Annotated in this window: 14 protein-coding genes; 11 read left to right on the forward strand and 3 right to left on the reverse strand. The window is 60.4% G+C overall.

What is annotated here, in order from left to right; genetic code table 11:
• Positions 1-24 precede the first annotated feature (24 nt).
• Both D8U73_RS20860 and D8U73_RS20865 read right to left on the reverse strand, forming a co-directional pair.
• Positions 25-519: a hypothetical protein gene (locus D8U73_RS20860; protein ID WP_056855515.1), complete on the reverse strand. Its 495-nt coding sequence runs from the start codon at positions 517-519 to the stop codon at positions 25-27.
• 95 nt (positions 520-614) lie between these two features.
• Positions 615-1,055 (reverse strand): carboxymuconolactone decarboxylase family protein, encoded by a 441-nt coding sequence (locus tag D8U73_RS20865; RefSeq protein ID WP_130905654.1) that lies wholly within the window; start codon positions 1,053-1,055, stop codon positions 615-617.
• Positions 1,056-1,260: 205 nt separating this feature from the next.
• Here D8U73_RS20865 and D8U73_RS20870 point away from each other — a divergent pair, with 205 nt between their 5' ends.
• From D8U73_RS20870 to D8U73_RS20885, 4 genes are all read left to right on the forward strand, one after another.
• Positions 1,261-2,694, forward strand: a complete 1,434-nt coding sequence (locus D8U73_RS20870; protein WP_130905655.1) for a PLP-dependent aminotransferase family protein — start codon at positions 1,261-1,263, stop codon at positions 2,692-2,694.
• Between the two features lie 124 nt (positions 2,695-2,818).
• Entirely contained in the window at positions 2,819-3,112 is a 294-nt protein-coding gene (locus tag D8U73_RS20875) for an antibiotic biosynthesis monooxygenase family protein (protein ID WP_056855518.1), read from the forward strand.
• 182 nt (positions 3,113-3,294) lie between these two features.
• The gene (locus D8U73_RS20880; protein WP_130905656.1) at positions 3,295-3,705 is read left to right on the forward strand and encodes a cupin domain-containing protein; all 411 of its coding nucleotides are present in this window, start codon (positions 3,295-3,297) and stop codon (positions 3,703-3,705) included.
• Positions 3,706-3,933: 228 nt separating this feature from the next.
• Positions 3,934-4,647: an ATPase gene (locus tag D8U73_RS20885; protein WP_130905657.1), complete on the forward strand. Its 714-nt coding sequence runs from the start codon at positions 3,934-3,936 to the stop codon at positions 4,645-4,647.
• Between the two features lie 165 nt (positions 4,648-4,812).
• Here the strand turns inward: D8U73_RS20885 and D8U73_RS20890 are convergent, their stop codons facing one another.
• A complete protein-coding gene (locus tag D8U73_RS20890) occupies positions 4,813-9,708 on the reverse strand; it encodes an NAD-glutamate dehydrogenase (RefSeq protein WP_056855520.1) in 4,896 nt (1,631 codons plus the stop codon).
• 505 nt (positions 9,709-10,213) lie between these two features.
• Between D8U73_RS20890 and D8U73_RS20895 the strand changes: the two genes are divergently transcribed.
• The 7 genes from D8U73_RS20895 (at position 10,214) to D8U73_RS20925 (ending at position 17,700) form a co-directional block, all read left to right on the forward strand.
• On the forward strand, positions 10,214-10,567 hold the full coding sequence (locus tag D8U73_RS20895; protein WP_130905658.1) for a hypothetical protein: 354 nt from the start codon (positions 10,214-10,216) through the stop codon (positions 10,565-10,567).
• 290 nt (positions 10,568-10,857) lie between these two features.
• Complete coding sequence (locus tag D8U73_RS20900; RefSeq protein ID WP_003218556.1) at positions 10,858-11,817, forward strand: MoxR family ATPase; 960 nt, start codon at positions 10,858-10,860, stop codon at positions 11,815-11,817.
• A gap of 5 nt (positions 11,818-11,822) precedes the next feature.
• On the forward strand, positions 11,823-12,767 hold the full coding sequence (locus tag D8U73_RS20905) for a DUF58 domain-containing protein (RefSeq protein ID WP_056855522.1): 945 nt from the start codon (positions 11,823-11,825) through the stop codon (positions 12,765-12,767).
• Positions 12,764-13,258, forward strand: coding sequence for a DUF4381 domain-containing protein (locus D8U73_RS20910; RefSeq protein WP_056855523.1), 495 nt, complete (start codon positions 12,764-12,766; stop codon positions 13,256-13,258). Before D8U73_RS20905 ends, D8U73_RS20910 begins: the two co-directional genes overlap by 4 nt.
• Positions 13,251-14,330: a VWA domain-containing protein gene (locus tag D8U73_RS20915; protein WP_130905659.1), complete on the forward strand. Its 1,080-nt coding sequence runs from the start codon at positions 13,251-13,253 to the stop codon at positions 14,328-14,330. The genes D8U73_RS20910 and D8U73_RS20915 overlap by 8 nt, the downstream gene beginning before the upstream one ends.
• The gene (locus D8U73_RS20920) at positions 14,327-16,063 is read left to right on the forward strand and encodes a VWA domain-containing protein (RefSeq protein WP_130905660.1); all 1,737 of its coding nucleotides are present in this window, start codon (positions 14,327-14,329) and stop codon (positions 16,061-16,063) included. The genes D8U73_RS20915 and D8U73_RS20920 overlap by 4 nt, the downstream gene beginning before the upstream one ends.
• Complete coding sequence (locus D8U73_RS20925) at positions 16,060-17,700, forward strand: BatD family protein (RefSeq protein WP_130905661.1); 1,641 nt, start codon at positions 16,060-16,062, stop codon at positions 17,698-17,700. The genes D8U73_RS20920 and D8U73_RS20925 overlap by 4 nt, the downstream gene beginning before the upstream one ends.
• The last annotated feature ends 19 nt before the right edge of the window (positions 17,701-17,719 follow it).

Here is a 17,719-nt window from a genome sequence, read left to right on the forward strand (position 1 = left end):
TCACTCCTACAGGGGAGACTTGCTTCAGCCGCGATCGCGGGGAATCAGGCTCTGCAACTGCTGCGCCAGGAAGTTCGCATCAAATGCAAAAGTGTCCGGGTCTTTCAGGCCATTGGTCTTGCGCCACTGCCAGTTCGAAGCCGGCGGCAGGCACACCAGCGACACACTGCCGACACGCGCAGCAGTAAAGCCCAGCACCGCCACCGAAATCTGCCCGCCAGCGCCCATCACCTCCGGCACAAACTCCACCGGCCTACCGGCAATCAGGATGCTCAGCTTTTGCGTCTTGAACGTCGAAGTCTCGAGCGCAACGCTCGGCCCTGACGCGACATACGCTGCGCGGCTGACCTCCAACAGATGTGGTGCCTGCACCGGTTCGAGCCACTGCTGGATCTGATCGAACAGTTCACCAATGCGCTTGGCCCACTCGGCCGATTGCGCTTCGAACAACTGCTTCTTGTGCGCTTCGCTTTCTGCGTAGTGACGAAGCATCTCGCCCAGTTGCTGTACGTCGTCCATTGCATTGTTCCTTTGATTGAAGCGGTGCTGCGGACATTGAGCATGGCAGATGCGCGTTGCCGATGTACGACTAAAAGCGCGAACGGTGCAGGCAATCACGCATTAGGGCTTTGGCGAAAACTCACCGCCAGTCGATTCCAGCTGTTGATGGTGGTGACTGCAATGGTCAGGTCGACCAGTTCACCCTCACTGAACTGCGTCCGTGCCTGTTCATAGACGTCATCGGGCACATTATTTTGCGAAAGCAGCGTCACCGCTTCGGTCCAGGCCAGGGCTGCGCGCTCGCGCGGGTTGAAGAAGTTACTGTCGCGCCAGACCACGATTGAATACAAGCGCCTGTCGGTTTCGCCCAGGCGCCGGGCGTCCACCGAATGCATGTCGGTGCAGAACGCGCAGCCATTGAGTTGCGAGGCGCGAATCTTGATCAGGTGCAGCAACGGCGCTTCGATGCTCAGGCTGCTGGTCAGGGCCTCCATGGCGATCATCGCCTTCATCGCTTTGGGTGAAGCACTGTAGTAATCCAGGCGGGGGGTCATGGCGGGCCTCGTGCAGCGGAGATGTTCCTTTCAAGGTAGTCGCTGCTGCGTGCGCGTTACAGGTCCAATTCTGCGGAAATTCCGTGGACCACTGGATGCCAGACCAATTAACGGTTTTTCCAGCACGCAACTACTGCACCCGCACCCGATGAGGGTAATCTGGCGCCACGCACACGCGCCTCAACTGCTCCGGAGCCTCGCCGGTATGGAACTTCATGTTGTCATCAATGGCCGCAAGGACCTGGCGGGCCAGCTGTACAACCAACTGCGCAGCGCCATCGAATCGGGCCGCCTGGCAGCGGGCACACAGCTTCCGCCCAGCCGCTTGCTGGCCGAGCAACTGGGCATTTCACGCAAGACCATTTCCGATACCTACGCGCAACTGACCTACGAAAACTTCCTCACTGGGGTGATCGGTAAAGGTACCTACGTCAATGCACGGGCCTCCAAGATCGAGCGCAAGCAAAGCCATACGGAATTGGCAGGCTTTGAGGTGATCGAGTCCTGGCGCAACTTGCCGGTGTTTCTGCGCCATCCGACGCTGGAAGGTTCGTTGCGTTATGACTTCATTGGTGGCGCCACCAGCAAGGGCCAGTTTCCGCAGGATGACTGGCGACGCTGCACCGCTCACGCCTTGCGCCAGATTGCCGCGTCCAAGGGTTTCTACAGCCTGCCCGAAGGCTTGCCGGCGCTGCGCAATGCCATCGCCCGACACATCGCGTTCTCCCGTGGGGTCAATTGTCAGGACGAAGACGTGGTGGTGTGCAATGGCGCTCAGCAGGCGCTGGACCTGATTTCCCGGGTGTTGACCCGCCCCGGCAGTATCGTGGCCATGGAAGACCCCGGCTATCCGCCCGCGCGCCTGCTGTTCGGCACCCACGGCGCGACAGTGGTAGGCGTACCCGTGGATGCCGAAGGCATTCAGGTGGACAAGATCCCCCTCGGCACGCGGTTGATTTACGTCACCCCGTCACATCAGTTTCCGCTGGGCATGCCCATGAGCCAGGCGCGTCGGGTCGCCCTGCTGGCCAAGGCCCATGAACTGGGGGCGATTATCATTGAAGACGACTACGACAGCGAATTCCGCTACGAAGGCCGCCCTACGGACTCGCTGCAAAGCATGGATGAGCGCGGGATCGTTGCCTACGTCGGGACGTTCTCGAAAACCCTGTTGCCAGAGCTGCGCCTGGGGTATGCGATTTTGCCGCCGGCGATCCACGAGGCGGTGGTTCGCGCCAAACAACTGACCGACCTGCACACCTCCACCCTGCCCCAATGGGCGCTGGCCAAATTCATTGCTGAGGGCTGCCTGCTCAAGCACATCCGTCGCTGCCATACGATTTATGCCGGTCGGCGCGACCGCATACTGGCGCGCATGGCCGGTGACCTGTCGCCCTGGCTCGAAGCGATCCCGAGCACGGCAGGTTTTCACATGGCGGTCATGTGCAAAGTGCCGATTGATATTCCCCTGGTCATCGAACTGGCGAAAAAAGTGGAAGTGGGGCTTTACTCCATCGAAGGCTTTTTCCACCAGCAAGCGCCACGGGCCGGCTTGCTCATGGGCTTTGGCGCCATCGAAACCCTGGACATCGACCCCGCTCTGGACCGGCTGCGGGACATTTTGCAGCAAGTCGCCTGACGGATTGGTCTGCGGCTTTATCCGGCGATTGGCTATTGGTTGTCCAGGGGGGCAGGCCTATCCTGCATAGGCGTTATCCCTCAATGAGCAGGATTCGTCCGGCCTGATTCAGGAGTCTGAGCCAATGTCCTACAAAGTGATCAATACCGTTAAGGTGCAGGCCGTCGCCGGCCGCTCGGAAGAACTGGGTAAGCAACTGCAAAAGATTGTCGACACCCTGCGCGAACTACCGGGCTGTGACTCCTACATGGTCGACCGCTGCCCTGAGGACAGTAATCGCTGGACCGTCAGCGCCCATTGGCAATCGGAAGCGGCCATGCAGTCGCACTTCAACAGCCCTCAGGTGCAGGGTTTCATCGACCTGATCGACTGCCAACTGGCCAATGCCGTCGACTTCAACAGCTTTCCGATTCGCTAAAAGCCAGATCGAAAAATCGCAGCCTGCGGCAGATCCTACAAAGTAGGAGCTGACGCAGGCTGCGATTTTTTTGCTTTCAAGACCCAGGATTGGTCCCCTGACCTTCCGGAAAATTGGCTGTTTTCCAGTCCGGATGCGCAGCTTATTGTGATCCCGACAACCACTCTTAGAAGGTCATGAACATGAATGTTTTGCGCTTGTGTGCCACTCCTCTTGCTGCCCTGGCCCTGGCCTTTTCCGCCTCAGCCTTTGCCCATGACCCTTCGGAAAAGGTCACGGTGCTGCAAGAGCAGATGCTGAAAAACGTACCGGGCAAAAAAGCATTGATGATCGAAGTCGATTACAAGCCCGGCCAATCGTCCATCGCCCACAGGCACGACGGTACGGCCATGGCCTATGTCCTTTCCGGGTCGATTACTTCCCAGGTCAAAGGCGAGAAAGCAGTGACCTACAAGGCGGGCGAATACTGGTACGAAGCGGCCGGCTCCGAGCACCTGGTCTCGAAAAACGCCAGCGCTACCGAGCCTGCAAAGTTGCTGGTGTTCATGGTGCTGTCGCCGGATGAAGAAGTGCTGGTCCCCTTGAAAAACTGATCGCTGAGCGTATAGCCATAAATAAAAACGTCCAAAAATTCTATTCGGGTGTTTTTATTTCCTCGAGCAATTAACTTTCTGTGTTTAAACCAAACAATACTAGCGGCCTGTCAATAACCATGGATATTGGCTATTTCCTTCTGCGCTTCCCGGTTTAGTCTGGAACAACTGCCGGCCAATGCCGGACACTGCACTTCCTTACTGATGTTGTTTCACTGGAGTAACACAATGAAACTTGCACTTGTCAGTACGTTAACCCTTACAACTGCTCTTTTGTCTGGCTGCTCGGTTCCCACCGCACCTTCGGCGGTTTCCTCGCTGGACGGAATCTTCACGCAACCGGTTGGCCGCAGCAATGTGACTCGCATACCCAACGGCAGCCAGGTTGCCCTGGGCGTGGTGTACAGCCGCAACACCCAGGCCAACCGTGAATACCTGCAGGATTATCAGGCCAATGCCGGCACCGGTTTCGGCCAGAGCCTGTTGGTGCAGGAGATCCACGATGCCTACGTCGCCACCTCCAAGCCCGACCTCGCCGTGGATTGGGTCAAAGCCTCGTTACAGCGTCAGTTTGGCTCGGTCACGGTGTACCCGGACATGCAAAGCCTCAAGGCTGCGAAACCGGATGTGGTGGCCGTCATCGACAGCCGCAGCCAATTGATCACCTCGCGCAGTTCGGACGTCGAATCCAGAGTCAGTGCCGATTTCTATGACAACCAGTTCAATTATATCGGCACCGCGAAAGGCTATGACGCCAGAGCGCTCAGCCCGGTGTGGGCCGACTATAAACGCAGCGAAGAGATTGTTGCTGACATTAACGAACAACAAAACGTGCAAGTAAGGGCATTGCAGAAGTTTGACCAGTCGCTCAATAATTTATTGACTAGCCCGACAAGTAATGTGTCGATGATAAACAACATTCCGAATATGAAATTGTATTAAGTCGAATGGCCTCATCGCCAGCAAGCCGGCTCCTACAGGTTTTGCAACAACACATCACCGTAGGAGCCGGCTTGCTGGCGATGAGGCCTGACCTGACACCACAAAACCTTGGGACAAAAAAAACCCCGCATCTCTCAATGCGGGGCTTTTTCATTCAGCGCCTGATCAGGCAGCCGGTTCCAGTTCTACCGCGACAGCAGCAGGCACTACCGCTTGCCCGCTCAACGCCAGGTCCAGCAGTTCACGGTTGGCCACTGCGTACATGGCGTAGTCGGTGCCGCTGGCGGCACGGATTTCCACCAGCATGGCACGCCAGCGTTCGATCATGCTGTCGTGCTGCGCCATCCACAGCGACAGGCGTGTTTCCACGTCCTGAGTGCCGTCGCCCTGTTGCAGGACCGAGATGGTGATCGCGCGTTGCTGCCAGTCCACATCATCACGGAACGCTTCACGGGCCAGGGCCTGCCAGTTGTTTTCAACCGGCAGAGCGCTGATCTGTTGCATGTACCAGGTGATGTCCAGCGCACTGCCCACGGCGAAGTAAGCCTTGGCCACCTCGGCCGGGTCCTGGCCGGTCACGTCGGAAGCCTCGATGATCGGCAGCAGGGTGTACAGGTGCGAAGTGCCAGCCACCATGCGCGCCAGCAACTCCGGTACACCGGCTGCGACGTAAGCCTGGTAACGGGTCTGCCAGGTTTCGCGGATCTCGCCACTGAGCAACTCGTCGAGCTTGAGCCCCAGTTCCTTCAAATGCGGACCGAAGTGCGCCACATCACGGGCAGCGTTCTGCTCGTTGCGGCGGGCACGCAGGAACCAGCGCGTGGCGCGACGGCCCAGACGCATCAGCTCGTCCATCAGCTCCAGTTGCACATCAGCGGAAACCTGATAATCCAGGGCTTCGATCTGACGGAACCAGTGCGGGAGATGGAAAATGTCGCGCACGATCACATAAGCGCCAGCCACGTTCGCCGGGCTCATGCCGGTGGACTCTTTGAGTCGCTGAACGAAGGTGATACCCATGTGGTTGACCAGGTCGTTGGCAATCTGGGTGCTGACGATTTCGCGCTTCAGACGGTGACGGCGCATGGCTTCGGAGAACTTGCTCACCAGGGTCGGCGGGAAAGCGGTTTCCATGTCGCGGGTCAGGTAGTCGTCATCCGGGACCAGCGAATTGAGCAGCTGTTCCTTGAGGTCGATCTTGCTGTAGGAGATCAGCACCGACAACTCGGCACGGGTCAGGCCATGGCCTTCGGCGATGCGTTCGTTGATGGCTTCTTCGGACGGCAGGAACTCAATTGCACGGTCCAGCTTGCCGCGACCTTCCAGATCGTTCATCAGACGCTTGTATTCGGCGATCCGCGGCAAGGCACGACGGGCTGCCAGGGACAATGCCTGAGTCTGCTTGTAGTTGTTGCCCAGCACCAGACCACCGACTTCGTCGGTCATGCTCGCCAGCAACTGGTTACGTTGCTTGTCGGTCATGTCGCCCGCCTGAACCACTTCGTTCAGCAGGATCTTGATGTTCACTTCGTGGTCGGAGCAGTCCACGCCACCGGCGTTGTCGATGAAGTCGGTGTTGGAACCGCCGCCATTGAGACCGAATTCCACACGACCCAGTTGGGTCATGCCGAGGTTACCGCCCTCGCCCACGACTTTGCAGCGCAGTTCGTTGCCGTTCACGCGCAGTGCATCGTTGGCCTTGTCGCCGACATCGGCGTGGCTTTCGCTGCTGGCCTTGACGTAAGTGCCGATACCGCCGTTCCACAACAGATCCACCGGCGCCTTAAGCAAGGCGTTCAACAGTTCGGTCGGGGTCAGCTTGTCGGCCTTGATGTCGAAGCGTTCCTGCATTTGCGGGGAGATCGCGATGCTCTTCGCGCTGCGCGAGAAGATACCGCCACCTTCAGACATGATGCTGGTGTCGTAGTCCGACCAGGCCGAACGCGGCAGGTCAAACAAACGCTGACGCTCGGCGAAGCTGGTCGCCGGATTCGGGTTCGGGTCGATGAAGATGTGCAGGTGGTTGAACGCGGCGACCAGTTGCAGCTTGTCGGACATCAGCAAGCCGTTACCGAACACGTCACCGGCCATGTCGCCGACGCCCACTACGGTGATGCTGTCTTGCTGGACATTGATGCCGCGTTCGCGGAAGTGACGCTGAACGCCAACCCACGCGCCCTTGGCGGTGATGCCCATTTTCTTGTGGTCGTAACCGGCAGAACCACCGGACGCGAACGCATCGCCCAGCCAGAAGCCATAGTCGATGGCGATGCCGTTGGCGATGTCGGAGAAGGTTGCAGTGCCCTTGTCCGCCGCCACCACCAGGTACGGGTCATCGTCGTCATGACGCACGACGTTGGCCGGTGGCACCAGCGCGCCGTCCTTGAGGTTGTCGGTGATGTCCAGCAGACCGGAAATGAAGATGCGGTAGCACGCGATACCTTCGGCGGCGATCTCGTCACGGCTGCCGCCCAGTGGCAGGCGACGCGGCAGGAAGCCGCCCTTCGCACCCACCGGCACGATGACCGAGTTCTTCACTTGTTGGGCTTTTACCAGGCCGAGGACTTCGGTCCGGAAGTCTTCTTCACGGTCGGACCAGCGCAGACCGCCGCGGGCAACGTTGCCGAAGCGCAGGTGTACGCCTTCGACGCGTGGCGAGTAGACGAAGATTTCAAACTTCGGCACTGGCTTGGGCAGTTCAGGGATCAGGTGCGGGTTGAACTTGAAGCTGAAGTACGACTTGTTCTGGCCGTTGGCGTCGGTCTGGTAGAAGTTGGTCCGCAGGGTCGCCTTGATCAGGTCAAGGTAGCGACGCAGGATGCGGTCTTCGTTCAACACCTGGACGTCGTCCAGTGCCGCCAGAATCGCGTGTTCCAGACGTTGTTGCTTGTCGTCCAGGTCATCGCCGCTCAACTTGCGCGCCAGGTAGAAACGGGTCTTGAACAACCGGGTCAGCTCGCGAGCGATGTCGGTGTGGTTGTTCAGGGTGCTGGCGATGTAACCCAGGTCGAAGCCCAGACGGATCTGCTTCAGGTAGCGAGCGTAGGCACGCAGCAGCGCCACGTCGCGCCATGGCAGGCCGGCGGTCAGCACCAGGCGGTTGAACGCATCGTTCTCGGCATCGCCACGCACGATGTGGACGAACGCGTCCTGCAGGGTGTCGTTGAGTTGCTGGATGTCGAGGTCCAGGCCTTCAGCCGCGGTGAAGGCGAAATCATGAATCCAGAACTCGCGGCCGTTGGTGTGACGCAGGCGGTACGGGAATTCACCCAGTACGCGCAGGCCGAGGTTTTCCAGGATCGGCAGCACGTCGGACAGTGCCAGCGGGGTATCGGCGTGGTACAGCTTGCAATGCAGCTCACGCTGACCGGACACCTGGCCCAGCGGCTGATAGAAGCTCATCACCAGCGGATTTTTTTCGCTGAGGTTCAGCAGGTGCTGCATGTCGACCACGGCCGAATGCGCAGCGAAACGCTCGCGGTAACCGGCCGGGAAGCCTTTCGGGAAGTCGGCCAGCACGTTGGTGCCATGGGCTTCGCCGAAGGTTTCGACAGTCAGGGCCGAATAGTCGTCCTGCCAGCTGCGGCAGGCCTGGATCACTTCGTTTTCCAGCTGCTGCGGGTCGATGTCGATACGGTTTTTCGGATCGACACGCAGGATCAGTTGTACGCGGGCCAGCACGGATTCGGAGAAGAAGGTCCAGAATTCGCAGTCCGAGGCTTTCAGGCGATCCATCAGCACTTGCTGGATCTTCTGGCGCACTTCGGTGGAATAGATGTCACGCGGCACATAGGCCAGGCAGTAGCAGAAACGGCCGTACGGGTCTTTGCGCAGGAACACGCGGATCTTGTTGCGTTCCTGGATCTGCACGATCGACATCACGGTGCTGAACAGCTCGTCCACCGGCGTCTGGAACAGATCGTCGCGAGGCAAGACTTCAACGACCTGGGCCAGTTCCTTGCCCAGGTGAGCCTTGGCCTGGAAGCCCGAACGGCGTTCGATTTCCGCGACCTTGCGGCGGATATACGGAATGACCCGCACGCTTTCGCCATACACCGACGAAGTGTACAGGCCCATGAAACGGCATTCCTTGATGACGTTGCCATCGGCGTCGATCTCACGGATCGACACATAGTCGGGGTAAGCCGGACGGTGTACACGGCTTGGGTGCGCAGCCTTGGCGAACGACAGCAGGGTCGGCTCGCGCAGGTAGTTCACGGCGTAGTCTTCGATGCGCAGGTCATCGTAGGTCAGGCCGGCGCGCAGCAGTTTGGTCAAGCCCAGGAAAGAGTTCTGGTCGTAGACGATGTGACCGCCATCGGCCTCATCGCGGACAACGAATTCTTCATAGCCGAGGAAGGTGAAGTGGTTGCCCACCAGCCATTCGAGGAAGCTTTTGATTTCGGCTTTTTCGTCGGCATCGACGACAAACTGGCTGCTGTCCAGGTTGGTCAGGATTTCCTGGACCTTGGCTTTCATCGGCTCGAAGTCAGCCACCGCGACGCGCACTTCACCGAGCACTTGCTCCAGCTCTTTGCTCAGCACGTTCAATTCGGCGGTGTTGGCGCAACGGTCGATTTCCAGGTACATCAACGACTCTTGCAGCACGTCGTCGCCCTGGGTGCCTTTTGGCAGGATTTCCAGCAGTTCACCCTTGCTGCCGCGACGCACGCTGAGCACGGTGGTCTGCAGGGTGTGAATGCTGTAGCCGCGACGGTTCAGCTCGGTGCGCACCGAGTCCACCAGGAATGGCAGATCGTGATGCAGCACTTCGACCGCGGTGTGGGTCGACTGCCAGCCGTGGCGTTCGTAATCAGGGTTGTAGACGCGCACTTGCGGTTGCGCATGATCGAAGCGCTCAAGCAGGCGCCACGCGGAAAGGGTACAGCCAGCGAGGTCGGACAAACGACGCTGGGTCAGCTCGTCCAGGGAAATGATGCCGAAGAATTGTTCAGCGAACAGCGCCACTTGTGGCAGTGCCTGTTCACTGATGTGCTGCGCCAGTGCCGCTTGCAGTTGGTGCTGGAAGTCGGCTTTGCTGGCTGCGGTGAAGAACGCCATCTGTGGTACTCCGCTTGGGCTTGTTATTGATGGAAGCGTCGCGTGCAAAACCCCTGTCAGGGGCTACCCGTCAGCCTGTTCCTGATTCTCGGGCAGAGGAAACAGGGTGACAGGTGGGTGAAGCTGGACGAGACACTCGGGTCACATTCACCTTCCGTGAATGGGCATCTGCAAAAACGACTGGGCTGCGTGCAGCGCAATGTCTTTACGGGTGCTCATCCGTTGCGCAGCTTAACGAGTGCGGCAAGGCCCGTGCTTGCGGTGCTGCGACATATTCGGTCAACGGCACGCAGCTTGACGCCGGTGCAACGGATAACACTAGCATCCGCACAGAAAAATGACGGTTTTGCGCTCGTATTTACGGGACATACGTACCAGAAATGACCAGCAACACTTCCCTCGTTCACGACATATCCTCTGACACTCGGACGAGCATAATTGTGCGTGTGCTGGCAAAATCGCTCTCTATCGCGCCTATCACGCTCGTTCAGCCAGGAATTGCCCCATGCAAATGACAACCGCCCTCTTGATCGTCAACCCATGCGATGACGAAGAAGACAACATGGCCATGCTCTGCTGCCACAGCGAAAAGGGCGAAATGTTCCTGATGAGCCGCTATCCGGACGAGGATGAGCTGGAAATCACCCTCGATGGCGAGCCATCGACGCTGGACGGGGTAAAAGTCACCCTCAGCCCTAGCCTGCTGAAGATCGAAATCGCCGCGGCGGATGCCGATGCGTTGAATGGGGATGATGTGCTGGAAATTACCTTCAATCCGGATATGGTCGATATGGCCGAGGTCGAGCTGACCTTGAAGAATATTCTGGACGGCACTGGCACCTATATCAGCCAGATTTGATGGCGTCTGGACAGGCCCAATCGCTGGCAAGCCAGCTCCCACAAGTTTTAGCGGCGTGCAGGCAATTTATGCAACGCAGCGATCACTGTGGGAGCTGGCTTGCCAGCGATTGGGCCGGAACTGCCGGTCCAACACTCCCCTGCTACAAAAAACCACCAATGCGCCCCGGTATTTCCCGCGCTTTGCACAAATGCCGTTAGTCGCCGCCCCCCGCGATGGATTAAAGTAACGCCCCCAGCCTTGGCGTATTACGCACGCTCTCGGCCATCCATTTCCAGGAACAGTCATCGATGGAACATCGTGAAGCGCTGCTGGCGCTGCGAACCTTTCTTTCAACGCAGATTCTCGGCCAGGAAAAACTCATCGAGCGCTTGCTCATCGCCTTGCTTGCCGACGGCCACATGCTGGTAGAAGGCGCGCCTGGCCTGGCCAAGACCAAGGCCATCAAGGAATTGGCCGAAGGCATCGAGGCTCAGTTCCATCGCATCCAGTTCACGCCCGACCTGCTCCCTGCCGATATCACCGGAACGGAGATCTATCGCCCGGAAACCGGCAGCTTCGTGTTCCAGCAAGGCCCGATCTTCCACAATCTGGTGCTGGCGGACGAAATCAACCGTGCTCCGGCCAAGGTTCAGTCGGCGCTGCTTGAAGCCATGGCCGAGCGCCAGGTCAGTGTTGGACGCAGTACTTACGAGTTGTCGCCGCTGTTCCTGGTGATGGCCACGCAAAACCCCATCGAGCAGGAAGGCACCTATCCACTGCCTGAGGCGCAGCTCGACCGCTTCCTGATGCACGTGAAAATCGGCTTCCCGGATGCCGCCGTCGAACGCCGCATCCTGCAACAGGCCCGTGGCGAAGCGTTGAATGGTGAAACCAAACCCGAACGCCGGGTCAGCCAGCAGGCGATCTTCGCCGCACGCAAGGAAATCCTCGGCTTGTACATGGCCGACGCCGTGGAGGAATATCTGGTGCAACTGGTCATGGCCACCCGCACCCCGGCCAAATTCGACCCGGAGATGGCCGAATGGATCGCCTATGGCGCCAGCCCTCGCGGCTCGATTGCCCTCGACCGCTGCGCCCGCGCCCACGCCTGGCTTGCCGGGCGCGACTTCGTCAGCCCGGAAGACATTCAGGCGGTACTGTTCGATGTGCTGCGTCACCGCATCATTCTCTCCTTTGAAGCCGAAGCCGCTGGCATCGATCAGGACCGAGTGGTCCAGCGGATTCTCGACGTCGTAGCTGTCGCTTGAGTCCGATGAACGCCCTCCTGCCGTCTCAACCGGGCATCCGCGTCACGCTGGCCGAGCTGATCGAGATGCGCCATCGCGTGCGTGAAGTGCAGCTGTTTTCCACGCCGAGCCAACGCAGCCCGCTCATTGGCCTGCACCACTCGAAGCTGCGCGGGCGTGGGGTGGATTTCGATCAGGTGCGGGTCTATCAGGCCGGCGACGACGTGCGCACCATCGACTGGCGCGTCACCGCCCGAACGCAAGAACCACACACCAAACTGTTCCATGAAGAACGCGAGCGGCCGATTTTCATCATGGTCGAGCAAAGCCGCCGACTGTTTTTCGGCTCGGGCCTGATGTTCAAATCGGTGCTCGCCGCCCAGGCCGCAGCGCTGATCGGCTGGGCCGCACTGGGCCACAATGACCGGGTCGGCGGTCTGGTGTTCGGCGACAACGAGCACTACGAAATCAAGCCCCGCCGCAGCAAACAAAGCCTCTTGCAATTGCTCAACCGCCTGGTACGGGTCAATCAGTCGCTGCACACCGAAAGCGAGCCGGATCGCGACGCGTTCGGCATTGCCCTGCGCCGCGCCCGCGAGGTATTGCGCCCCGGCAGCCTGGCGATCGTGATTTGCGATGAGCGCGCCTTGTCGGAAAGCGCCGAACAACAGCTGAGCCTGTTGTCGCGCCATTGTGATCTGTTGCTGCTGCCTCTTTCCGACCCGCTGGATCATGCCCTGCCTGCAGCCGGGCTGCTGCGCTTTGCTGAACGCGGCGCGCAACTGGAGCTCGACACGCTCAACTTCGATCTGCGTCAGACCTACCGTGCCCAGGCTGAAAGCCGCATCGCCCGCTGGGAATTGCTCGCGCAAAAGCTGCGGGTATTGCTGATGCCCTTGAGCACCCAAAGCGAAATGGTCGAACAACTGCGCGAATACTTGAACCCGCAGAAACCAGGAAAAGGCCGATGAACGGTCTCGATCAACTGCAACCACTGATCTCTCCGCCCCAGATCGGATTCTGGCCTCCTGCGCCGGGCTGGTGGTTCTTGCTGTTGCTGTTGCCGATCATTGGTTTCGGCGTGTGGAAGCTGCGCCGATTCATTCCCAACAAACGCCCCGTCGTGCGTGCCGAACAACCGCTGGACCCGGTACGCGTCGCCGCGCTGGCCGAACTGGCGCTGATGCCCAAGCCTTACGACGGTGCTCCGGCCGGCGCCTGGTTGCAGCAACTCAACGGCTTGCTCAAGCGTCTTTGCCGCAACCACTACCCTTACAGCCAGAGCCATACCCTCAATGGCCGCAAATGGCTGGCATTCCTCGACAACCGCTGCCCGGCTGCCGGCCTGACCCGCTGGATGGTGCTGGTCGAAGGCGCCTACAAGCCCGAATGCAAGCTCGACGACAAGGCCATCGCCGGCCTGACCCAGGCGGTTGAAACCTGGATTCGCAAACATGTTTGAGTTCGCCTGGCCGTGGATTTTTGCCCTGCTGCCCTTGCCGTGGCTGATGCGCATCGTGTTGCCGGTGGCCGACAGTGGCGAACCGGCGCTCAAAGTCAGCTTCCTCAACGACCTCGAAGGCCTGGCTGGGCGTCGCGCCCGGGCCAATCTGCCAGCCTGGCGCCAACAGGCTCCGTTCCTGCTGTTGTGGCTGATGTTGTTGACCGCCGCCGCGCGCCCGCAATGGCTCGGCGACCCGCTGCCGATTGCCGCCAGTGGCCGGGATCTGTTGGTGGCGGTCGACGTCTCCGGTTCCATGGACTACCCCGACATGCAATGGCAGGACGAGGACGTCAGCCGCCTGACGCTGGTCCAGCATTTGCTCGGCGACTTCCTGGAAAGCCGCGAGGGCGATCGGGTCGGCCTGATCCTGTTCGGCAGCCAGGCTTACCTTCAGGCCCCGCTGACCTTTGATCGGCACACGGTACGTGTCTGGCTCGACGAGGCGCGCATCGGCATTGCCGGCAAGAACACCGCCATTGGCGACGCCATTGGCCTGGCCCTCAAACGCCTGCGCCAACGGCCGGCCCAAAGCCGGGTACTGATCCTGGTCACTGACGGCGCCAACAACGGTGGCGAGATCGATCCGCTGACGGCGGCGCGACTGGCGGCCAAGGAAGGGGTGAAAATCTATCCGATCGGCATCGGCGCAGACCCGGAACAAAGCGGCACCTTGGGTTTTCTCGGCATCAACCCAAGCCTGGATCTTGATGAACCCTCCCTGATGTCCATCGCCGAAGCTACCGGCGGCCAGTATTTCCGCGCACGTGATGGCAAGGAGTTGCAGGCCATAAAGGTTACCCTCGATCAACTGGAACCCGTGACCCAGCAACCGACCCAGGCTCGTCCGGCCCAGGCGTTGTATCACTGGCCGTTGGCGATTGCGCTGTTACTGAGCATTTTATTGGTGGCACGCGAACTCTGGCCGGACAACCCTCTTCAACGGCTGTTTACCAAGGATCTGTTTTTGCAAACGCAACTGCCTGACTGGCGCCAGCGTCTTAAACGCCTGCGCCTGCGGAGACGCCGATGAGCGCGCTCTGGCCGTATTGGTTCCGCCCAGGGTGGTTGCTGCTGTTGCCATTGCTAGGCTGGCTGCTCTGGCAGCTCTGGCACCGGCAGAAGCGCGCCGGCCGCTGGCAGATGATCCTGCCGCCGGCCTTTCACGCGGCGCTGCTCAGCGGTGGCAATGGCCGCGACAGCAAATTACCTTGGGTCGCGCTGGGTGTGGCGTGGCTACTGACGGTTTTCGCGCTGCTCGGCCCGAGCTGGTCGCGAGTAGAACAACTCAGCCAGAAACCTGCCGACCCGCTGGTGGTCATCCTTGAATTGACCCCGGAAATGCTCGCCACCGACGTCCAGCCCAACCGCCTGGAACAAGCCCGGCGCAAGCTGTTTGACCTGCTGCAATACCGTAGCGATGCGCAGACCGCCATTGTCGTCTATGCCGGCAGCGCCCACACGCTGGTGCCGTTGTCGGACGACCTGTCGACCAGCCGCAACTTGCTGGATGCACTCAAGCCGTCGCTGATGCCGGAACCCGGCCACCGCGCTGATCTGGCGGTAGCCAAGGCCCTCGCCTTGCTGGAGCAAGCAGCGCTGGGAGACGGTCGGATCCTGATGATCGGCTCATCCCTCACGGAAACCGAACGCGAAGGCATCCGCCGCGCCCTGAGTGGCAAATCAACACAATGGCTGATGATTGGCGTCGGCACCGCCGAAGGCGCGCCGATCACTCAGGAGGACGGCAGTTTTCTCAAGGACGAACAGGGCGCCATTCTGGTGCCGCATCTGGATGACCCCGGACTGAAAGCCTTTGCCAAAGATCTGGACGGGCGCTATCGCCATGCACGCCTGGGCGACGCGGATCTGCGTGCCCTCGGTTTGCTCGATGGCCCACGCAACTTGCGTAACGATGGCCAGACCTTGCGCCTGGATACTTGGGCCGATCAGGGTTATTGGCTGTTGTTGCCGCTATTGCTTCTGGCGGCTTGCGCTGGTCGCCGTGGCTGGTTGTTGTGCCTGCCGTTGTTGCTGGCACTGCCGCAGCCCAGCCAAGCCTTTGAATTCCAGGACCTGTGGTTGCGCCCCGACCAACAGGGCTTGCACTTGCTCAAGCAAAACCGCCCGGCGCAAGCCGCGCAACACTTTGCCGATCACCAATGGCAAGGCGTGGCCCTCTATGAGGCCGGTGATTACACTGGGGCCGCCCGGCGTTTCGCCGAAGGCAACGACGCCCACGCCCACTACAATCGTGGCAACGCCCTGGCTAAAAGTGGTGAACTGGAGGCGGCGCTGGATGCTTACGAACAGGCCCTCGAGCGGCAACCGGATTTGCGTCCGGCGTTGACCAACAAGGCACTGGTGGAAAGTCTGCTCAAGCAAAAGGTAACCCCGGCTGCAGCCGAACCGGACAACACCGCCAACGCAACGCCCCAGGTCAATGAGCAGGAAACACCGCCCGGCACCCAGGCTCAACCGTTGAGCAATGGCGAACCGAAAGCCACCGATCATCAGGCCAGCGATACCGAGCAACCGTCGAGCCTGCCTCCGCGTCCCGGCGCCAACGAAGTCCCGGGCAGCGAGCTGGGTGACGAACAGCACACTACACCGCCCATGCGCCCGGCCAGCGACAGCATCGAAGGCGAGCAGCAACAGGCACTGGAGCAATGGCTGCGGCAGATTCCGGACGACCCGGCAGAATTGCTCAGGCGCAAATTCTGGTACGAACAGCAACAACATCAGGATCAGGGAAAAACTCGATGACCCGCTTCACCGCTTTCACCATCGCCTTGCTGGTCTGCACTTCGCAGGTCCAGGCAGCCGAGCTGGTCGCCAGTGTCGATCGCGCGCGCCTGAACTCTGGCGAGACGGTCGAGCTGACCCTGGAATCCAACGACGTCACCCAATTCGGCAAACCTGACCTGACGCCGCTGGAGCCGCTGTTCGAAGTCCGAGGCACACGCCAGGTCAACCAATTGAACACGCTCAGTGGCGACAATCGCGCGACCACCCGCTGGATTGTCACGCTGTTGCCATTGCAGAACGGCAGCGTGGAAATTCCGCCATTGACGCTCGGTGACGCGCAGAGCCAACCGATTACCGTGCAAGTGGTCGCGAGCGAAAGCCAGAACAATCCGAGCAAACAGGCCGCGGTTTTCATCGACGCCAGCCTCGATCAAACCAGCGTCTACGTGCAAGCCCAGGCGATCCTGACCTTGCGCATCTACCATTCGGTGCCGCTGTACGACGACAGCAGCTTGCCCCCGCTGCAGATTCCCGATACGCGCATCGAACAGCTCGGCGAATCGCGCACCTACGAAAAAGACATCAACGGTGTGCGCCACGGCGTTATTGAAATGCGCTACGCGATCTATCCGCAGCACAGCGGCGAACTGATCATTCCAGGGCAGATTTTCAACGCTGCCCTGGTGGACGCGCAGCCCGCCAAGGACGCCTCGACCCAAGCGCCGAAGTCGGGAAAACTCATGCGTGTCAGCTCCGGCGAACTCCTGCTGACAGTCAAGGCAAAACCCATCACCTACCCTGCCGACCTGCCGTGGCTGCCGGCGCGCAGCCTGAGCCTGAGCGAGAGCTGGAGCCCGGAGCCGGAACATGTCCAGGTCGGCGACTCGCTGACGCGCAGCCTTAAAGTCACCGCCGAAGGGCTGTCCAGCTCGCAACTGCCGCCGCTGCCGGGTACCGAAGTCAGCGGCTTGCGCCGTTATCCGGATCAGCCGGTGCTGGGCAACCAGAACAGTGAACGCGGCCTGGTTGGCAGTCGCGAAGACCGTGAAGCGCTGGTTCCGTCCCGAAGCGGTTCGATCGAATTGCCGTCGGTTGAAGTGGTCTGGTGGAACACCTTTGAAGATCATCTGGAACACACCAGCCTGCCCGCCCGAACCCTGCAAGTGGCGGCCAATCCAAGCCTGATGGTCGATACACCGGCCGGCACTGCCCCGACCAATGCCACCGCCGACAGCGAAACGCTGTGGCGCTGGCAACTCAGCACGCTGATTCTGGCCTGTACCACCCTGCTCGGCTTCGGCCTGTGGTGGCGGGCGCGCTGGCAACCGGCAATCCTGCGCGCCGCGCAAACCGGCCCGAGCCCGCGCACCGTGCTCGACGACCTCAAGCGCGCCTGCCAGGCCAACGACCCCCACGCCACCCGCCAGGCCCTCGACGCCTGGGCCAGGCAACAACCGGAAACCCTGGCCGACATGGCCGCCCGGTTCGTCCCTTTGTCCGACGCCCTCGACGGCCTGAACGGCGCGCTCTACAGCGAGACCGGCCAGCATTGGCAAGGTGAAGAACTGTGGCGGGTGATTCGCACCATTCCGATAGCCGAACGGGTCCAGGACCCGGTGGCTGACAGCGGCTTGCCGCCGCTTTATCCCAAATAATCAAAAAGCCGTGGTCACA

Source organism: Pseudomonas sp. Sample_22 (assembly GCF_004307635.1).
Lineage (GTDB): Bacteria > Pseudomonadota > Gammaproteobacteria > Pseudomonadales > Pseudomonadaceae > Aquipseudomonas.

Coding starts and splice junctions, on each gene's coding strand:
- D8U73_RS20860 (WP_056855515.1), bottom strand. CDS start 519: ATGGACGACGTACAGCAACTGGGCGAGATGCTTCGTCACTACGCAGAA.
- D8U73_RS20865 (WP_130905654.1), bottom strand. CDS start 1,055: ATGACCCCCCGCCTGGATTACTACAGTGCTTCACCCAAAGCGATGAAG.
- D8U73_RS20870 (WP_130905655.1), top strand. CDS start 1,261: ATGGAACTTCATGTTGTCATCAATGGCCGCAAGGACCTGGCGGGCCAG.
- D8U73_RS20875 (WP_056855518.1), top strand. CDS start 2,819: ATGTCCTACAAAGTGATCAATACCGTTAAGGTGCAGGCCGTCGCCGGC.
- D8U73_RS20880 (WP_130905656.1), top strand. CDS start 3,295: ATGAATGTTTTGCGCTTGTGTGCCACTCCTCTTGCTGCCCTGGCCCTG.
- D8U73_RS20885 (WP_130905657.1), top strand. CDS start 3,934: ATGAAACTTGCACTTGTCAGTACGTTAACCCTTACAACTGCTCTTTTG.
- D8U73_RS20890 (WP_056855520.1), bottom strand. CDS start 9,708: ATGGCGTTCTTCACCGCAGCCAGCAAAGCCGACTTCCAGCACCAACTG.
- D8U73_RS20895 (WP_130905658.1), top strand. CDS start 10,214: ATGCAAATGACAACCGCCCTCTTGATCGTCAACCCATGCGATGACGAA.
- D8U73_RS20900 (WP_003218556.1), top strand. CDS start 10,858: ATGGAACATCGTGAAGCGCTGCTGGCGCTGCGAACCTTTCTTTCAACG.
- D8U73_RS20905 (WP_056855522.1), top strand. CDS start 11,823: ATGAACGCCCTCCTGCCGTCTCAACCGGGCATCCGCGTCACGCTGGCC.
- D8U73_RS20910 (WP_056855523.1), top strand. CDS start 12,764: ATGAACGGTCTCGATCAACTGCAACCACTGATCTCTCCGCCCCAGATC.
- D8U73_RS20915 (WP_130905659.1), top strand. CDS start 13,251: ATGTTTGAGTTCGCCTGGCCGTGGATTTTTGCCCTGCTGCCCTTGCCG.
- D8U73_RS20920 (WP_130905660.1), top strand. CDS start 14,327: ATGAGCGCGCTCTGGCCGTATTGGTTCCGCCCAGGGTGGTTGCTGCTG.
- D8U73_RS20925 (WP_130905661.1), top strand. CDS start 16,060: ATGACCCGCTTCACCGCTTTCACCATCGCCTTGCTGGTCTGCACTTCG.